Raw genomic sequence first — 17,219 nt, 5'->3', positions numbered from 1 at the left:
CCGCCGGTCTCCCCGTCGCCGCAGCGACCCGCGACCCCGTAGCCCGCCGGCCCGTGGGGGCGGGCTACGGCACCACCGTCACCGGCCACCGCCCCGCCTTCACCAGCCGCACCGCGACCGAGCCGACGATCCGGTGGCCGGCCGACTCCGAGGCGCCCACGACCACCGCGTCCGCCTTCAGTTCGTCCGCCGCCCGCACCAGGCCGCTGAAGGGATCGCCGCGGAAGGTGTGGAACTCCCAGCGCACGTCGAATATCCCCTTGGTCCGCTCGGTCGCGTCCCGGATCTGTGCCACCAGGTCCTCGGCGATCTCGTCGGTCGTCTCGGCGACGGGCGCCCCGAGCGCCGCGCCCGCCCCGAGCACCGGCTGCACGTACACGACGGCGAGCAGCGCGTGCTGGCGCCGGGCCAGACCGCCGGCATAGGCCGCCGCGCGGAGCGAGGAGTCGGAGCCGTCCACGCCGGCCACGATGACCTTGGGCCCGTCCGTGCCCCGCTCGAACTGATGCGATCGCTGTTCCGTCACGGCTGTGAGGCTATCGGAATCCGCAGGTCCCGCCGCCGGCCGCGGGTGCGGCGCCGGGTGCGGACCTGCTGGACAGGTCCGCACCCGGTCCGCCGGGCCCGGCCTCGTCCCCTCCGTCGAGGCCGAGAGCCGAGAGCGACGGCAGGCCTTGGGCGGCGGCCGGCCGGTGCCCGCCCTTCGGGTGCCCCTTTCCCCGGAGTTCGCGCAACCACGGCGAAGGACGGCAGGAAATCGGCAGTACCGGACGGAACATCGGACGGATCACCGGGCGGAATGCCGGACGGAATGCCGGACGGAACACCGGGCCGGTCACCGGCACTTGGCGTGGGAACACCGCGGTGCGCCGCTTGTCCTCCCGTGGTGCGCCGCCGCCGACGGCGAGCCGTAGGCCGCCCGGGTGGAATCGTGCCGCCGCCCCGGTGCCGTTGTGGTGCGTCGGGTCCGCCGTGGGCGACTGATGAGTCATGACGAAGGATCAGTTGCTCACCCGGCTGTCGTCGACGGCGACGGCGGTGTTCACGCGGCGTCGGGCCCTGCTCGCCGGCGCCGCCGCCGTCGGGGCGGCCGGCACCGCCGGTCTGCTCGTGTCCGGTTCGGGCGGGGAGGCGGCCCGGCCCGCCGCCCCGGTCGCCGGCCCGCAGGCCCGCCGCGCACTCAAACCCTCCGCCTACCGGCTCCAGCCCCTGACCGGATACGGCCCGCCCCGGACCGTGCCCGGCCGGACCCTCGTCCGGCGCGAACCGTTCCTGCGGGTGTCCGGACGAGGCCGCACCATGGTGCTGACCTTCGACGACGGGCCCGACCCCCGCTACACCCCGGACATCCTGGACACCCTCGCCGAGTACGACGTCCGCGCGATGTTCTTCGTGTGCGGCGAGATGGCCGCGGACCACCGGGACCTGCTGGCCCGCATGGCGGACGAGGGGCACGTCGTCGGCAACCACACCTGGTCCCACCCGCTGCTGACCCGGCTCGGCCGCGCCCAGATCCGCTCCCAGATGGAACGCACCTGCGACGTCATCGAGGAGGCGTACGGCGAGCGCCCGGCGTGGTTCCGCGCGCCCTACGGAGCCTGGAACCGGGCCGCCTTCCAGCTCGGCGCCGAACTCGGCATGGAACCGCTGGCCTGGACGGTCGACACCCTCGACTGGACCACCCCCGGCACCGGCACCATCGTCGGCCGGGTGGAGGACGGCGCCGCTCCCGGTGTCGTGGTGCTCTCGCACGACGCCGGCGGTGACCGCACCCAGAGTGTCCGGGCGCTGCGCGACTATCTGCCGCATCTGCTGGATTCCGGCTACCACGTCACCGTCCCGCGACGGCAGGACACATAACCGGACCACGGGGCCCGCCCGGTCGGGGAACGCTCAGCGGACCTCGACCAGGCGGGCGAAGGCGACGACGTTCCCGTCGTAACCGTTCTGCTCGGAGAAACCGCCCCCGCAGGTGATGACCCGTAGTTCGGGGGAGCCCTTGGAACCGTAGACACGGTCGCCGGGGAAGTTGTTCTTCTCGAAGACCTCGATGCCGTAGATCTCGAAAACGGCCGTCTTTCCGTCCTGCCGCGCGATCTCGACGCGATTTCCCTGCTTCAGGGCTCCCAGCCCGTAGAACACGGCGGGGCCTTGTTTGTTGTCCACGTGCCCGACGACGACGGCGGTGCCCTTCTCGCCGGGGGTGACCGCGCCGGTGAACCAGCCGGCCAGGTTCGGATCCTCCGGCGGCGGTGCGCCGACCCAGCCGTCCGCGTCCAGACCGACCGCCATGACCGGCGCGTCGACCTGGATGGACGGGATCCTGACCCGGTCGGGCACGGAGTACGGCAGGGGACCGGGGGTTGCGCTGAACGTGCCGGCTGTGGCGCGGCTCTCGGCGGCGGCCGCCGACGCGGGCTGCGGCGGTCCGACATCGAATTCCCCCGACCCGTTCCGAATGAGCGCGAGGCCGGTCAGCAGAACAAGCGCTATTACGCCCCAAGGAGCGCGCTTCTTCGGCCGCTCCTCCTCTTCGGCCAGGCCGGCCAGTTCGGACGCAGACATTCGACTTCCCCTCTCGACGCGGCCGTCGCCACGTCATTCGCGCATACGAGAACGCTAAGTCCCGCGTGCGGAACCGGCGACGGGGCGAACGCGAACGGGTGGCCCGTACTCCTTGTGGTGCGCCATCCGAGTTGCCGTCGCGAGGAATTTTCTGACGGTCCGTGACCTGCGGTGATATCCGATTGTGTGCGTGCCGTTCGGCGTGTCCTCTCACCAGGACGGACCATCGCCGACATGCGGCCCCGCGCAGGGCATCTGAGGGTTTTTGCGGGAGGCGCTTTCTCGCCGATCCACCGGGGACGGTTCCCGGGGCGTCTTCCGCGGAGGATCACATGCGTAACTCTCGTGCCCTGGCGGTCACCGGCGCCGCCGCGGTCGCCGTCGTCGGGCTCGCCGCTCCGGCCGCCGTCGCGTGGAACAGCCCGAGCAACATCGTCGCCCTGCCCAGTGTCATCGCCCGCGGCGGCCAGCTGACCGTCACCGTCGACGGCTGCCCCAAGGGCGGCACCATGACGTCGAACGCGTTCCCGTCGACCTCGTTGTCGCCCATCAGCGGAGCCAACGAGACGTCGAGGGGCACCGCCACCATCAACGCCAACGCCAGCCCCGGCTCGTACAGCATCACCGTCAAGTGCGAGAGGACGGGCACGCTCACCAACCCGGCCGCGTTCACCGTCATCGGCGGTGTCCGCGGTGGTCTCGGCGGCAGCAGCTCCACCGGGGCGACCCCCACCGACATGGCCATCGGTGGCGGGCTGGTGGCCGCGGCCGTCGTCGGCGGCGGGCTGTTCTGGATGCGCCGCCGTTCCGAGAAGCGGATCTGACCTTCCGCTGGCCTCTCGCGGACGCCGACCGCACGTGCACAGGCCTTCGCCCCGGTCCCTCCAGGGATCCGGGGCGAAGGCCTCACGTGGCGCGCGGTGCCGGTCGGGCGCCGTTCCTCTCGGCTCAGGCGCCGTCCTCCTCGGTGCGGCGGCGGGAGAGGTGGTACGCCGTTCCGACCGAGCCCGCGATGAGCGCGATGCCGAGGCCGATCTCCTGGAGGTCGAAGCCGGCGAAGCTGCCGCCCTCACCGGCGTGGACGCCGCGGGACGGGTGCACCGGCACCGGCACCGGCACCGGCGTGGGCTCGACCGGGCGGCCCCCGGCGATGGTGAGGTCGGCGTTCTGCCAGAAGGTCCCGCAGCGGAACGTCACCTCGTACAGGGCGCCCGGCTTCGCGTCCCAGTCGACCATGGCCGTGGCCGTCGTCTGGCCCTTGCGGATGGTCACGTCGTCGAAGACGCCCGAGGAGACGAACACGTCCTGGCCGCAGCCGGTGGCGCGCAGGGTCACCTGCCCGCCCGCCGCGATGGTCTGCGGCAGGACGCTGACCCGGAAGCCGGTGCTCTCGGCCCTCGCGTGCGCGGCGGGGGCGGTGAGGGCCAGGGCGCAGGCGCCCAGCAGTGCGGCCGAAGCGACGCGTATCGCGCGCATGGTGGTTCCTCCGGTCCCCGAGGAGCAGCTGCGGACCTTTTTCCGCTTGCGCCAGAAATGCACCTCGATGACCGAAACGCTAGGAACATGTGTGCGTCCGCGCGATCCCACTCGGGCGAATGGGGCACGCGTGTGCGCCGGTCGGGGGACCTGACCGGCGTGGCGGGTGTCCCCGGCGGTCCCCCGGGAGAGGGCCGGTCGCGGCGGCCGGGCCGGCCGCCGGGGGACGGGCGTCACCCCTTGACGTGCGGGAACAGGCTCAGGAACGGGTCCGCCGACGCCGTGATGCCCCGGCTGTAGGGCGCGTCGAAGTCCCAGATCAGGAACAGTAGGAACGCGATCAGCGCGGAGAACAGCCCGGCGAGCACCAACTCCCGCACCGTGCGCCGGATCTGCAGCGCGAAGACCATCCCGATGGTGACCACGCCCCCGCCCAGCAGGCCGAACCACACCACCCCCGGCATCGTGGGCGAGGCGGAGTCCGCCCGGGCGTTGCGCGCCTGGTCCGCGGTGGCGATCTGGTCCAGGACCGGCTGGTAGGCCTGGGCCTCGAAGTCGGTCCTCGGCTCGTAGTCGGTGACGTCCACACGGATCCGGCCGAGGAGCGCGGTGCCCCGGTCCGTGACCTGGCCGTCGTCCGCCATGGCCTTCCATTCGGTGGTGACGACGTGTCCGACATAGGCGTTGACATCGGCCCGAATACGGTCGCGGACGTCGGGCGGATAGACCCGGACCCGCTCCGAGATCTCGTGCAGCGCCTGCGCCTCCGCCTGCACGTGGTCCTGGGCGCTGCTGCGCGCCTCCCAGACCCCGGCGATGGCCAGGCCCAGGACGATCGCGTACACCACGCCGATCCACATCGTCATGTACTCGATGACGTCCGGTGTCTCGCTGGGGTCCTCGTCGTCGGGTGCCCGGCGGTGCCGTACGAGGGTGATGACGACCACCACGGCACAGGCTGACAGCATCGCGAGGGTGAGAACAAGCCATTCCGGCAAGGGGAGCCTCCAGGATCGGTGCTAGCGCGGCCGCAGCGCGGCCACGGCGACCACCGCGGGCATGGTGATGAGCAGGACGTAGGTGACCGGCGACGTGGTGCCGCGGGTCTGCCGTTCGGGCGGTTGCGCCTGGTACCGCGGATACGCCACCGGGGCGACGGAGGGGGGCGGGGCGGGCTTCGCCGGCGGTGCCGGCGCGGGGGGCGGGGTCGGCCGCGGACGAGGTGGCGGCGGCTGTGGTGCCGACGGCTGTGGTGCCGGCGGTGGTGACGCGGGCGGCGGCTTCGGCGGCGGGGGCGTCGGCGTCGGCTTCGGCGGCGGGGGCGTCGGCGTCGGCTTCGGCGGCGGGGGCTCCGGAGCGGGGGTGGGCTTCGGCGGGGTCGGGGTCGGCGTAGGTGTCGGCGGGGGTGGAGGCGTGGGCGTGGGCGTGGGGGTCGGGCAGGGCGGGGGCGGGGGCGACGGCGGCGGGCAGGTCGGCCAGGTGAGGCTGCCGGCGACCGCCACCGCCCGCGTGCCGTCCGGCCCGGTCGAGGCGTAGGCGCAGGCGTCGGCCTGGGCCGCGCCGGCCGGCGCGCCCACGAGCATCCACGTCAGCGTCAACAGGGCAAACGCCCGTATGGCCGGGGCGGATCGGGTCGGTTCGGGTCGATGCACGACGGCGATCATGAGGCCTGGAGAGCCGCCACACGCCCGGGTACGGCCGGATTGCCCCGAAAGGGGGAACACCCGTGACACAGGTTTCGGAAAGAAATCTGCGAAAGGGTTGAACACAACCCCTGCCCCCCTGCGTATCCATGGTCGTGCGGCGGCCCAGAAGGGCGCTGCAACACCCGAGGGAAGTATGGGGAGTTGACGATGAAGACCTCCTGGCGGAGCGCCTCACTCGTGGCGAGCGCCGCGGCGGTACTGGCGCTGACGACGGCGTGCGGCCAGGAAAGCGCCCCGTCCACCGGTAGTCAGAACGTGGGCGCGACGGCCGCGGCGGGCGACTACGGTTCCGTGGGCGCGGGCGTCGGCAACGGCTCCGGCGGCGCCTCCCCGCAGGCGGGGCAGAGCAGCGCCGCGACCCAGACGTCCATCGCCGGTGAGCTGTCCGTGTCCACGAACGCGGAACTCGGCAACGTCCTGACCGACAGCGCCGGTCTCACCCTCTACCGCTTCGACCAGGACACCGCCGAGCCGCCGAAGACGAACTGCGAGGGCGACTGCGCCACCACCTGGCCGCCCGTCCCCGCGGACGACGCCACGGCCGGCGCCGGCATCGACAAGGCGCTGCTCGGCGAGGTCACCCGCCCGGACGGCGCCAAGCAGCTGACCATCGGCGGCTGGCCGGCCTACCGCTACGCGAAGGACACCAAGGCCGGGGACATCGCCGGCCAGGGTGTGGGCGGCAAGTGGTACGCGCTCGCCCCCGACGGGAAGAAGGCCAAGCTGGCCGACCTGCCCGGACTGTCCACCCGCAAGGACGCCGAGCTCGGCGAGATCGTCGTCGACAAGAACGGCATGACGGTCTACCGCTTCATGAAGGACACGCAGTGGCCGATGTCGACCGCCTGCACCGGCGAGTGCCTGGAGAAGTGGCCCGTCGTCGCGCCGGTCGAGGCTGAGGACACCAAGGGGATCGACCTCCAGGGCTCCACCGCCAACCGGGGCTACGTGGTGTTCGACCGCCCCGACGGGATCAAGCAGCAGTCCATCGACTGCGTACCGATCTACACGTTCGCGGGCGACAAGAAGGCCGGTGACACCAACGGACAGGGTGTCGGCGGCACATGGTACGCCGTGGCCCCCGACGGAAAGCCGGTCGGAGCGCCCGGCAAGGAATAGGACGGCGTTTCCCGGCACACCCCTCCGACCCCTCCGCCCCCTCCGCGTCGCGCGGAGGGGGCGCAGGGGTGTGCCGTCATTCACCGCAACTCCCCGCGATTCGGCAGGCATTCCGGAACGCTCCGGAATGACGCGGGTACGCTTCGTAGCGGCGGGCGCGATGGCTTTCCGCAACCGGGTCGCAGGGGCTTCACGGGCGGTGCGGCGGGGCATCACTTCGGCACGTGCCTCAGGCAGTGACCGGGAACGGACGGTCAATTTCCGTTTCTGCTCGCTCCTTTGGCGGGCGATCAGTAGCCTCAGCTCGAACACCGGATCGCCTACGCCTGGAGAGATAGATGGAGCGTCCCGCCTGGGCCCCACGGAGCATCGACATCTCGGTGCCGAGCGTTTCGCGCATCTACGACTACTACCTGGGCGGTTCGCACAATTTCGAGGTCGACCGGGAAGCGGCCCGCAGGGCCATGGAGTTCATGCCGGGACTCCCCAAGATCATGCAGGCGAACCGGGCCTTCATACGCCGCGCGGTGCGCTTCGCCGTCGACGAGGGCATCACCCAGTTCCTCGACATCGGCTCCGGCATCCCGGCCTTCGGCAACGTCCACGAAGTGGCCCAGGCGGCCCGCCCCGGCGCCCGGGTGATGTACGTGGACCACGACCCGGTGGCGGTCGCGCACAGCCAGGCGGTGCTCGCGGGCAACACCGACACCGGCGTCGTCGCGGCCGACCTCCGCAAGCCCCGGGAGATCCTCGCGAGCCCCGAGGTGCGGGGCCTGATCGACCTGAACCGGCCGGTGGCCCTGCTTCTCGTTGCCATACTGCACTTCGTGGAAGACGCGGACGACCCGTACGGAGCGGTGGCCGAGTTGCGGGACGCGCTCGCGCCCGGCAGCCTGCTGCTCCTCACGCATGCCTCGTACGAGGGAATCCCGCTGCCACCGGAGCGGGCCGAGGGGGCGGTGGACGTATACAAGGACATTCGCAACCCGCTGATCATGCGCTCGCGCGAGGAGATCGCGCGGTTCTTCGAGGGGTACGACATGGTGGAACCCGGACTGGTGCCGATGCCGCACTGGCGGCCGGACACCGCACCGCAGGACGAGGATCCGTTCGCCTTCTCCGGTTTCGCCGGCGTGGGGCGTACGGCGTGAGCGCGGAACCGGACGGGCCGGAGGACAGACTGCGGCGGTTCGCGACGATCTGGAGCCGGGCGGTGTTCCCGGTGACCTCGACCTCCGCGACCCGGCCCGAGTTCGAGAAACAACTGCTGCCGCTGGCGCGGAGGCTGAGCGAGGCGCTCAGGGCCCGCACCTTCGACGCCGGCGAGGCCAGGGCGGTGGGCGCCGCCCTCGTCTCCGCGCACTGCACCGACCCGGAGGCGCTGACCCGCACGCTGGACTGCGTCGACGCCTACCTCGTGCTCTACTGCGGGCAGGGCGGCGTCCAGGAGGACCTGCGGGCGCGCGCGGCACGGCTCCAGCACGCCATGGCCGCCGGGTTCGCCGAGGCACTGCGCGAGCGGACGCTGGTCGAGCAGGAGGCCATCGCGCAGGCGGCGCTGCAGGCACAGGGCGTGGTGGCGCAGGCGCTGCACGCGACCGAGGCCCGGTTCCGCGCGGTCTTCGAAGGCGCGGCCATAGGCATCGGCATGGCCGACCTCGACGGCAACATCCTCCAGGTCAACGGAGCGCTGCTGCGCATGTTCGGCGTCTCCGAGCAGACCATGCGCGGGCGCAGCGTCGTGGAGTGGACCCACCCCGACGACGCCCCCCAGACCTGGCATCTCTACGACGAACTCGTCCGCGGCGAGCGCGAGCACTACCACGTCGAGAAGGCGTTCTACCGCCCGGACGGAACGGTCCTGTGGACCAACCTGACGGTCTCCCTGCTGCGCGACGCCGACGGCGAACCCCAGTACCAGCTCGCCCTCATGGAGGACACCACCGAGCGTCGCCTGCTCAACCTGCGGCTGCGCTACGAGGCCACGCACGACGCGCTCACCGGCCTGCCCAACCGCACGTTCTTCTTCGAACGCCTGGAGAAGGCGCTGGGCGCCGGACCCGGCCAGCGGTTCGGGCTGTGCTACCTCGACCTGGACGGCTTCAAGACGATCAACGACAGCCTCGGCCACGCGGCCGGCGACCGGCTGCTCGTCGAGATCGCCGACCGGTTGCAGTCCTGCGCGACCGCGCCCGGCGAGATGGTCGCCCGGCTCGGCGGCGACGAGTTCGTGGCGCTGACCACCGGACCCGAGACCGAGCGCGAGGTCGACGAACTCGCCTCGCGGATCATGAACGCGCTGCTCGCGCCCGTCAGCATCGACGGCCGTGAACTGACCGTGCGCGGCAGCATCGGCATCGTCGAGGGCCCGGCGGGGGAGCGCAGCCCGGCGGAGGTGCTGCGCAGCGCCGACATCACCATGTACCGGGCCAAGTCGGCGGGCGGCAACCGCTTCGAACTCGCCGACGCGGAGGCGGACGCCCGCGCCATCACCCGGCACGGACTCACCACGGCTTTGCCCGCGGCCCTGGACCGGGGCGAGTTCTTCATCGAGTACCAGCCGCTGGTGCACCTCGGTGACGGCAGCGTGCGCGGCGCCGAGGCCCTGGTGCGCTGGCTGCACCCGCAGCACGGCGTCCTCGGCCCCGACCGGTTCATCCCGCTCGCCGAGCACACCGGGCTGATCGTCCCGCTGGGCCGCTGGGTCCTGGAGCAGTCGGTGCGCCAGGCCCGCGAATGGGCCGAACGGCACACCGGTGCGCGCCCGTTGCGCGTCAACGTCAATCTCTCGCCCTGTCAGCTGACGCATCCCGGCCTGGTGCAGGACACCGTCGACATCCTGGAGCGCATGGGCGTCGAACCCGAGGCGCTCTGCCTGGAGGTCACCGAGTCGGCGCTGATCGGCGCGGACGACGACCTGCTGAAGCCGCTGCGGCGGCTCGCCGAGATGGGCGTCGACATCGCCCTGGACGACTTCGGCACCGGCTACTCGAACCTCGCCAACCTGCGGCGCCTGCCGGTGAGCATCCTCAAGCTGGACCGCTCCTTCACGCAGAGCATGCAGCAGTTCCCGGCCGACCCCGTCGACCTCAAGATCGTCGAAGGGATCGTCTCGCTCGCGCACAGCCTGAACCTCGGGGTGACGGTGGAGGGCGTGGAGACCGGAGCGCAGGCCGAGCAACTGCGGATACTGGGCTGCGACACCGCCCAGGGCTGGTACTACGCCCGCCCCGGCCCGCCGGAGCGACTGCACCACCTGGCACTGGTGGACGCGACGGGCTGAGCCGGGGCGGGCCGAAGTCCGGGTCCCGCGGAGCGCGCGGGGACCCGGGCCGTCGTCCGGGAGGCTCCGCGGGGCCGCGTCGGCACCGCTCGCGGGGACCGGTGGGGCCGATCCGTCTCAGCGTTCCAGCAGCATCCGCTGCAGCTCGCGCGCGGCCCGTGGCGGGGCCACGTCGCTGCGGTGCGCGAGGGCGATCGTGCGGTGCAGTCCGGGCCGGGCCAGCGGGGTGACCCGCAGTCCGCGCCCGGACCGGGCCGCCACCATCCGGGGTACGACGGCCATGCCGAGGCCCGCCCGGACGAACCCCAGCACCGCGTCCATCTCCCCGCCCTCCACCGCGAAGTCCGGCTCGAAGCCCTCCGCGCGGCACGCGGCCACGGTCAGTTCGCGCAGGTCGTAGCCGTGCCGGAACATCACCAGGCGCTCGCCCTCCAGGTCGGCGACCCGCACGGTGCGCCGGCCGCCGCCCGGCTTGGGGGCGTCCGGGGAGGAGACCACGACGAGGTCCTCGCGCAGCAGTTCCACCGTGGTGAGCGCGGGGGACGGCGTCGGCAGCGGCAGGACGACCAGCGCCAGGTCGAGGGCGCCGCGCGCGAGTTCCCGTACGAGATCGTGCGAGCCGCTCTCCTCGATCAGCAGCCGGATGCCGGGATAGCGGTCGTGGAAGGCGCGCAGCACGTCCGGCAGCAGACCCGTGCACAGACTCGGCGTCGCGCCCAGCCGGACCCGGCCGCTGCGCAGCTGCGCCAGCTCCTGCACCTCGTGCCGGGCCGTGTCCGCGTCGGCGAGGATGCGCCGGGCCAGCGGCAGCAGCGCCTCGCCCGCGTCGGTGAGCGTGATGTTGCCGCGCGCCCGCAGGAAGAGATCCGCGCCGAGTTCCCGCTCCAGCGCCTTGATCTGCTGCGACAGGGACGGCTGGGCGACGTGGACCAGCTCGGCGGCCCGGGTGAAGTGCCGGGTCTCGGCAACGGCCACGAAGTACTGGAGCTGCTGGAACTGCATGACCCCACGATAGCCCCGGCCTATGGAATCAAGCCGGACCATGTCTTGGACCGATCGGATCCCCGCCCGTAGCGTCGGTGGCATGGCTCTGGCAACGCGGACGGACCGACGGCCGTCCTTGGCACGCACCGTGTGGGACTCCACCGTCGGCAAGAAGACCGTGATGGCCGTCAGCGGCCTGATCATGCTGCTCTACCTGGTCGTCCACATGATCGGGAACCTGAAGATCTTCTTCGGCGCGGGGGAGTTCGACCACTACGCCCACTGGCTGCGCACCGTCGGCGAGCCGTTCATGCACTACGAGTGGACGCTGTGGCTCGTCCGGGTCGTGCTGGTGGTCGCCGTGGTCGCCCACGCCACCTCCGCGTACCAGCTCAGCCGCCGCGACATCAGGGCGCGTCCGACCAAGTACGTCCACAAGAAGCCGCGGGCGAGCTACGCGACGCGCACCATGCGCTGGGGCGGGATCATCCTCGGCCTGTTCATCGTCTGGCACGTCCTGGACCTGACGACCGGCACCGTGCACCCCGGCTTCCAGGCGGGCCACCCGTACCAGAACGTCGTGGACACCTTCTCCACCTGGTACGGCAACGTCATCTACATCGTCGCGATGCTCGCCCTCGGCCTGCACGTCCGGCACGGCTTCTGGAGCGCCGCCCAGACCCTCGGCGTCGGCAGCCGGGCCCGCGACCACGCCCTGAAGACCGTCGCGAACGTCCTCGCGCTGCTGCTCACGGCCGGCTTCATCGCCGTACCCGTGGGCGTCATGACCGGAGTGGTGAGCTGAAGATGACTGCTGAGTACGTGGATTACACGACCGGAGAACCGGTCGTCGACACGAAGGCCCCCACCGGACCCGTCCACGAGCGCTGGGACAAGCGCCGCTTCGAGGCCGGGCTGGTCAATCCGGCCAACCGGCGCAAGCACACCGTGATCGTCGTCGGTACGGGTCTGGCGGGCGCCTCGGCCGGTGCCACGCTCGCCGAACAGGGCTACCACGTCGTCCAGTTCTGCTACCAGGACTCCCCGCGCCGGGCCCACTCGATCGCCGCGCAGGGCGGCATCAACGCGGCGAAGAACTACCGCAACGACGGTGACTCGGTCCACCGGCTCTTCTACGACACCGTCAAGGGCGGCGACTTCCGGGCGCGGGAGTCGAACGTCCACCGGCTGGCGCAGATCTCGGTGGAGATCATCGACCAGTGCGTGGCGCAGGGCGTGCCCTTCGCCCGCGAGTACGGCGGTCTGCTGGACACCCGTTCCTTCGGCGGCGTCCAGGTCTCGCGGACCTTCTACGCGCGCGGCCAGACGGGCCAGCAGCTGCTGCTCGGCGCGTACCAGGCGCTGTCGCGGCAGATCGCGGCCGGGAACATCGAGATGCACCCGCGTACCGAGATGCTCGACCTGATCGTCATCGACGGGAAGGCGCGCGGGATCGTGGCGCGGGACCTGATCACGGGGAAGATCGACACGTACGTCGCGGACGCCGTCGTCCTGGCGAGCGGCGGCTACGGCAACGTCTTCCACCTGTCGACGAACGCCATGAACTCCAACGCCACCGCCATCTGGCGGGCGCACCGGCGCGGCGCGTACTTCGCCAACCCGTGCTTCACGCAGATCCACCCCACCTGCATCCCGCGCACCGGCGAGCACCAGTCCAAGCTGACGCTGATGAGCGAGTCGCTGCGCAACGACGGCCGCATCTGGGTGCCGAAGGCCAAGGGTGACGACCGGCCGCCGAACCGGATCCCCGAGGACGAGCGCGACTACTACCTGGAGCGGATCTACCCCTCCTTCGGCAACCTGGTCCCGCGTGACATCGCCTCCCGCGCCGCGAAGAACGTCTGCGACCAGGGCAGGGGCGTCGGCCCCGGCGGCCAGGGCGTGTACCTGGACTTCGCGGACGCGATCCGGCGGATGGGCCGGGGCGCCGTCGAGGCCAAGTACGGCAACCTTTTCGACATGTACCAGCGGATCACCGACGAGGATCCGTACGAGGTGCCGATGCGGATCTACCCGGCGGTGCACTACACGATGGGCGGCCTGTGGGTCGACTACGACCTCCAGACCACCGTTCCCGGCCTGTTCGCGATCGGTGAGGCCAACTTCTCCGACCACGGCGCGAACCGGCTCGGCGCCTCCGCCCTGATGCAGGGCCTGGCCGACGGCTACTTCGTCCTGCCGGCGACCATCAACGACTACCTCGCCCGCAACCCGCACCACGAGGCGGTGACCGGCGTACACCCCGTCGTGCAGGAGGTGGTGGCGGAGACCGAGGACCGGCTGAACCTGCTGCTGGCCGTCGACGGCGACCGCACCCCCGACTCCTTCCACCGGGAGGTCGGGGAACTGATGTGGGAGTTCTGCGGCATGGCCCGCACCGACAGCGGACTGCGCAAGGCGCTGGAGCGGATCCCGCAGATCCGGGAGGAGTTCTGGCGGCGGATCAAGGTCCCGGGCACCGGTGAGGAGTTCAACCAGTCCCTGGAGAAGGCCAACCGCGTCGTCGACTACCTGGAACTCGCCGAACTCATGTGCCTCGACGCGCTGCACCGCGCCGAGTCCTGCGGCGGCCACTTCCGCGAGGAGTCGCAGACTCCCGACGGCGAGGCCGCCCGCCGGGACGAGGAGTTCGCCTACGCGGCCGCCTGGGAGTTCACCGGTACCGGTGACGCCCCTGTTCTGCACAAGGAAGACCTGGTCTTCGAGTACGTCCACCCCACTCAGCGGAGCTACGCATGAAGCTCACCCTGCGCGTCTGGCGGCAGAAGAACGCCGACGCCGACGGCGCCATGTCCACGTACGAGGTGGACAAGATCTCCTCCGACATGTCCTTCCTGGAGATGCTCGACACCCTCAACGAGGAACTCATCCTGCGCGGGGAGGACCCGGTCGCCTTCGACCACGACTGCCGGGAGGGCATCTGCGGGGCGTGCAGCCTGGTGATCAACGGAGACGCGCACGGGCCCGAGCGCACCACGACCTGCCAGCTGCACATGCGGTCCTTCAAGGACGGCGACACCATCGACATCGAGCCGTGGCGGGCGTCCGCGTTCCCGGTGATCAAGGACCTGGTGGTGGACCGGTCGGCGTTCGACCGGATCATCCAGGCCGGCGGATACATCACCGCGCCGACCGGGGCCGCGCCGGAGGCGCACGCGACGCCGGTGCCGAAGCCGGACGCGGACTTCGCGTTCGAGCACGCGGAGTGCATCGGGTGCGGGGCCTGCGTGGCCGCGTGCCCCAACGGGGCGGCGATGCTGTTCACGTCGGCGAAGGTGAACCACCTGAACGTGCTGCCGCAGGGCGCGCCCGAACGGGAGACGCGGGTGCTGGACATGGTGGCGCAGATGGACGAGGAGGGCTTCGGCGGGTGCACGCTGGCGGGGGAGTGCGCGACCGCCTGCCCCAAGGGGATCCCGCTGGTGTCCATCACCGGCATGAACAAGGAGTGGCTGCGGGCTGCCCGCCGGACGGGGAAGCGGTAGCGCCGCAGGGGATCTGCCCCTGCGGGGCGCGGGTCGTACGGGGCCGGTCACGCCGGTCCGCGCCCCGGGGGCCGTAGTGAGACGTTCGCCGAGAGGTGCGGACGGGCGGGGCCGGGAGTGGTGCTCATCCCCGGTCCCGTCTCGGCTTTCCGGCGGCGCCCCTGGCATTCAGCATTCCCACATCCGCGCTCCTGGCGCAGGTCACGTCCCCGCCAACCGGCGTCGGGAGAAACAGGGGTAGCGCCACCGTCCCCGATGTGGCCCGTGCCCAGGAGTGTGCCATGACCGGCGTTTCCACCCTCGACCGTCCCCCGCAGTCGACCGCCCCCGTCCGCTACACCGTCACCCTGGCCCGCGACGAGGCCGATGTGCGGGCCGCGCAGCGGCTGCGGCACGACGTGTTCGCCGGGGAGCTGGGCGCCCTCCTGAACTCCCCGCAGCCGGGGCTCGACGCCGACCCCTTCGACGCCCACTGCGACCACCTGATGGTCCGGGACACGGTGACCGGCCAGGTCGTCGGCACGTACCGGCTGCTGCCGCCGGAGCGGGCCGCCATCGCCGGACGCCTGTACTCGGAGGGCGAGTTCGACCTCGCCCCGCTCGACCCGATCCGCCCGGACCTGGTCGAGGTCGGCCGCTCCTGTGTGCACCCCGACCACCGGGACGGCGCGGTCATCGGACTCATCTGGGCCGGCATCGCCCGCTACATGGCCGACCGCGGCCACGCATGGCTCGCCGGCTGCTGCTCGATCCCGCTCGCGGACGGCGGCGCCCTCGCGGCCGGCACCTGGGACCGGGTGCGGGAGAAGCACCTGGCACCGGCGGAGTTCCGGGTACGGCCGCTGGTGCCCTGGGCGCCGCGGGACGTGACCGTCCCGGCCCGCACCGACCTCCCCGCCCTGCTGCGCGGCTACCTCCGGCTCGGCGCCTGGGTCTGCGCGCCGCCCGCGCACGACCCGGACTTCGGGGTCGCCGACCTGTACGTGCTGCTGTCGATGCGCAACGTCAACCCGCGCTATCTGCGGCACTTCCTCTCCCTCGTCCCGGCCTGATGAGCGTCTGGCTGCCCGGCGCGCCCTGCACCCCGCGGGCGTGCGTGCGACGGACGGGGTCCGCCACCGCCGTACCGCGGGCCGTGCTGCGGCTGACGGCGGTCACGGCCCTGGTGCTGGCCGGTGTGCTGCTGGCGCCCCTCGGCGGGAGGATCCCCGCGGGGCCGGTGAAGCGGTGGTGCCGGTGGATCGTACGGGCCGCGGGCGTCCGGGTCAGGATCACCGGCACCGCCGCGTCCACCGGAGGACTGCTCCTGGTCGCCAACCACATCTCCTGGCTGGACGTCCCGCTGCTCGGCGCCGTCCGCCCGGCCAGGATGCTCGCCAAGGCGGAGATCGGGCGGTGGCCGGTGGCGGGACCGGTGGCCGCGCGCGGCGGGGTGCTGTTCATCGACCGGGACCGGCTGCGCGCACTGCCCGGCACCGTCGGCCGGATCGCGGACGCGCTGCGGGCCGGGCGAGCCGTCGCGGTGTTCCCCGAGGGCAGCACCTGGTGCGGGCGGGCCCAGGGCCGCTTCCACCGGGCCGTGTTCCAGGCCGCGCTCGACGCCGGCGTGCCGGTCCAGCCGGTGCGCCTTTGCTACCGGCTCGCCGGGGGAGCGGCCAGCACCGCACCGGCCTTCGTCGGCGACGACTCCCTGCTCGCCTCGGTGTGGCGGGTGGTGTCGACGCGGGGGCTGGTGGCCGAGGTGGAGGTACGGGAGGCGATCGCGCCGGACGGCCATCCCGACCGCCGCGCGCTGGCCCGGGCCGCGCAGCGGGAGGCGCTGCCGGAGCCGGACGGGATCCACGCGGCCCTGGTGCCCTGACGCGGGGCGGGATTGTCGTCAGGGAGCCCCGGCGCCACCGGTGCCGCCACCGCCACCGCCACCGGCGTCGGCGCCGGCGCCGGCCAGGAGTTCGCCCGCCCGGTCGCGGGCCCTGCCGATGGGGTCGGGGAAGATGCCCAGGCCGTGCGCGACCAGCGCCCCCTCGTGCAGCAGCATCAGCGTGCGGGCCAGGTCGTCCGCGCGGTCCGGAGCGGCGCCCCGGACCAGGCCGGCGAAGAGCGCGAGCATCCACGCCTTCTGGCCGGTGATGATCGCGTGCGCCGGATGGGAGGGGTCGCTGATCTCGGCGTGCGCGTTGACCATCGCGCATCCCTTGGGGCTGCTCTCGGTCATCCACTCCCGCGAGGCGTCGAACACCGCCGACACGCGGTCCACGGATCCCGGCCCCGCCCGCTCGACCCGTTCCGTGACGAATGTCCGCCAGCGCTCGTCACGGTCGGCGAGGTACTCGACGACGATCTGCTCCTTGGACCCGAACCGGTCGTAGAGCGTCTTCTTCGTGACCCCGGCCTCGGCGGCGATCAGGTCGACCCCGACCGCGTGGATGCCGCGCTCGTAGAAGAGCCGGGACGCGGCGGCGAGTACGCGGCGTGCGCCGGGGGTCATCGTGATGCGCCTGGTGCCCATGACCCAAGACTATACCGATCTGTATAGTGGCCCGGAGCGGCAGGTATACCGATCTGTTTAGTAGCGGCTGG

17 protein-coding genes are annotated in these 17,219 nt (G+C 72.1%); 11 read left to right on the top strand and 6 right to left on the bottom strand.

Annotation, left to right across the window (positions count from 1 at the left end; translation table 11 throughout):
• Positions 1 to 64: 64 nt before the first annotated feature.
• On the bottom strand, positions 65 to 526 hold the full coding sequence (locus tag ACWD0J_RS23975; RefSeq protein ID WP_451497865.1) for a universal stress protein: 462 nt from the start codon (positions 524 to 526) through the stop codon (positions 65 to 67).
• 464 nt (positions 527 to 990) lie between these two features.
• On the opposite strand from ACWD0J_RS23975, the gene ACWD0J_RS23970 reads away from it, so the two are divergent.
• On the top strand, positions 991 to 1,860 hold the full coding sequence (locus ACWD0J_RS23970; protein ID WP_451497864.1) for a polysaccharide deacetylase family protein: 870 nt from the start codon (positions 991 to 993) through the stop codon (positions 1,858 to 1,860).
• A 33-nt stretch (positions 1,861 to 1,893) separates the two neighbouring features.
• Here the strand turns inward: ACWD0J_RS23970 and ACWD0J_RS23965 are convergent, their stop codons facing one another.
• Positions 1,894 to 2,565: a class F sortase gene (locus tag ACWD0J_RS23965; protein WP_451497863.1), complete on the bottom strand. Its 672-nt coding sequence runs from the start codon at positions 2,563 to 2,565 to the stop codon at positions 1,894 to 1,896.
• Positions 2,566 to 2,897: 332 nt separating this feature from the next.
• Here ACWD0J_RS23965 and ACWD0J_RS23960 point away from each other — a divergent pair, with 332 nt between their 5' ends.
• The gene (locus ACWD0J_RS23960) at positions 2,898 to 3,389 is read left to right on the top strand and encodes a hypothetical protein (protein ID WP_451497862.1); all 492 of its coding nucleotides are present in this window, start codon (positions 2,898 to 2,900) and stop codon (positions 3,387 to 3,389) included.
• A gap of 124 nt (positions 3,390 to 3,513) precedes the next feature.
• Here the strand turns inward: ACWD0J_RS23960 and ACWD0J_RS23955 are convergent, their stop codons facing one another.
• Together ACWD0J_RS23955 and ACWD0J_RS23950 are read right to left on the bottom strand one after the other, a co-directional pair.
• Positions 3,514 to 4,041 carry a hypothetical protein gene (locus ACWD0J_RS23955; protein ID WP_451497861.1) on the bottom strand — a complete coding sequence of 176 codons (528 nt, stop codon included), beginning with the start codon at positions 4,039 to 4,041 and terminating at the stop codon, positions 3,514 to 3,516.
• Between the two features lie 233 nt (positions 4,042 to 4,274).
• Positions 4,275 to 5,039, bottom strand: coding sequence for a bestrophin-like domain (locus tag ACWD0J_RS23950; protein ID WP_451497860.1), 765 nt, complete (start codon positions 5,037 to 5,039; stop codon positions 4,275 to 4,277).
• An 82-nt stretch (positions 5,040 to 5,121) separates the two neighbouring features.
• Here ACWD0J_RS23950 and ACWD0J_RS23945 point away from each other — a divergent pair, with 82 nt between their 5' ends.
• The 4 genes from ACWD0J_RS23945 to ACWD0J_RS23930 all read left to right on the top strand — a co-directional run bounded on the left by ACWD0J_RS23945 (position 5,122) and on the right by ACWD0J_RS23930 (position 10,149).
• Complete coding sequence (locus tag ACWD0J_RS23945) at positions 5,122 to 5,577, top strand: hypothetical protein (protein ID WP_451497859.1); 456 nt, start codon at positions 5,122 to 5,124, stop codon at positions 5,575 to 5,577.
• A 317-nt stretch (positions 5,578 to 5,894) separates the two neighbouring features.
• Entirely contained in the window at positions 5,895 to 6,866 is a 972-nt protein-coding gene (locus ACWD0J_RS23940) for an SCO0930 family lipoprotein (protein WP_451497858.1), read from the top strand.
• A gap of 338 nt (positions 6,867 to 7,204) precedes the next feature.
• Positions 7,205 to 8,017 (top strand): SAM-dependent methyltransferase, encoded by an 813-nt coding sequence (locus ACWD0J_RS23935; RefSeq protein WP_451497857.1) that lies wholly within the window; start codon positions 7,205 to 7,207, stop codon positions 8,015 to 8,017.
• Positions 8,014 to 10,149 (top strand): putative bifunctional diguanylate cyclase/phosphodiesterase, encoded by a 2,136-nt coding sequence (locus ACWD0J_RS23930; RefSeq protein ID WP_451497856.1) that lies wholly within the window; start codon positions 8,014 to 8,016, stop codon positions 10,147 to 10,149. The genes ACWD0J_RS23935 and ACWD0J_RS23930 overlap by 4 nt, the downstream gene beginning before the upstream one ends.
• Positions 10,150 to 10,266: 117 nt before the next feature.
• Here ACWD0J_RS23930 and ACWD0J_RS23925 read toward each other — a convergent pair whose 3' ends face one another.
• A complete protein-coding gene (locus tag ACWD0J_RS23925; protein WP_451497855.1) occupies positions 10,267 to 11,151 on the bottom strand; it encodes a LysR family transcriptional regulator in 885 nt (294 codons plus the stop codon).
• A gap of 118 nt (positions 11,152 to 11,269) precedes the next feature.
• Between ACWD0J_RS23925 and ACWD0J_RS23920 the strand changes: the two genes are divergently transcribed.
• From ACWD0J_RS23920 to ACWD0J_RS23900, 5 genes are all read left to right on the top strand, one after another.
• Positions 11,270 to 11,938, top strand: coding sequence for a succinate dehydrogenase (locus tag ACWD0J_RS23920; protein ID WP_451497891.1), 669 nt, complete (start codon positions 11,270 to 11,272; stop codon positions 11,936 to 11,938).
• 2 nt (positions 11,939 to 11,940) lie between these two features.
• Entirely contained in the window at positions 11,941 to 13,893 is a 1,953-nt protein-coding gene (locus tag ACWD0J_RS23915; RefSeq protein WP_451497854.1) for a fumarate reductase/succinate dehydrogenase flavoprotein subunit, read from the top strand.
• On the top strand, positions 13,890 to 14,639 hold the full coding sequence (locus ACWD0J_RS23910) for a succinate dehydrogenase/fumarate reductase iron-sulfur subunit (RefSeq protein WP_451497853.1): 750 nt from the start codon (positions 13,890 to 13,892) through the stop codon (positions 14,637 to 14,639). Before ACWD0J_RS23915 ends, ACWD0J_RS23910 begins: the two co-directional genes overlap by 4 nt.
• A gap of 281 nt (positions 14,640 to 14,920) precedes the next feature.
• Positions 14,921 to 15,691, top strand: a complete 771-nt coding sequence (locus tag ACWD0J_RS23905; protein WP_451497852.1) for a GNAT family N-acetyltransferase — start codon at positions 14,921 to 14,923, stop codon at positions 15,689 to 15,691.
• Entirely contained in the window at positions 15,691 to 16,500 is an 810-nt protein-coding gene (locus tag ACWD0J_RS23900; RefSeq protein WP_451497851.1) for a lysophospholipid acyltransferase family protein, read from the top strand. The genes ACWD0J_RS23905 and ACWD0J_RS23900 overlap by 1 nt, the downstream gene beginning before the upstream one ends.
• Before the next feature lie 18 nt (positions 16,501 to 16,518).
• On the opposite strand, the gene ACWD0J_RS23895 is transcribed toward ACWD0J_RS23900, so the two are convergent.
• Positions 16,519 to 17,148 (bottom strand): TetR/AcrR family transcriptional regulator, encoded by a 630-nt coding sequence (locus ACWD0J_RS23895; RefSeq protein WP_451497850.1) that lies wholly within the window; start codon positions 17,146 to 17,148, stop codon positions 16,519 to 16,521.
• Positions 17,149 to 17,219 lie beyond the last annotated feature (71 nt).

It is taken from the genome of Streptomyces sp. NPDC003011 (genome assembly GCF_053591515.1).
The sequence above is the reverse complement of the archived record's forward strand: the minus strand, read 5'-3'. Positions and strand labels throughout refer to the sequence as shown.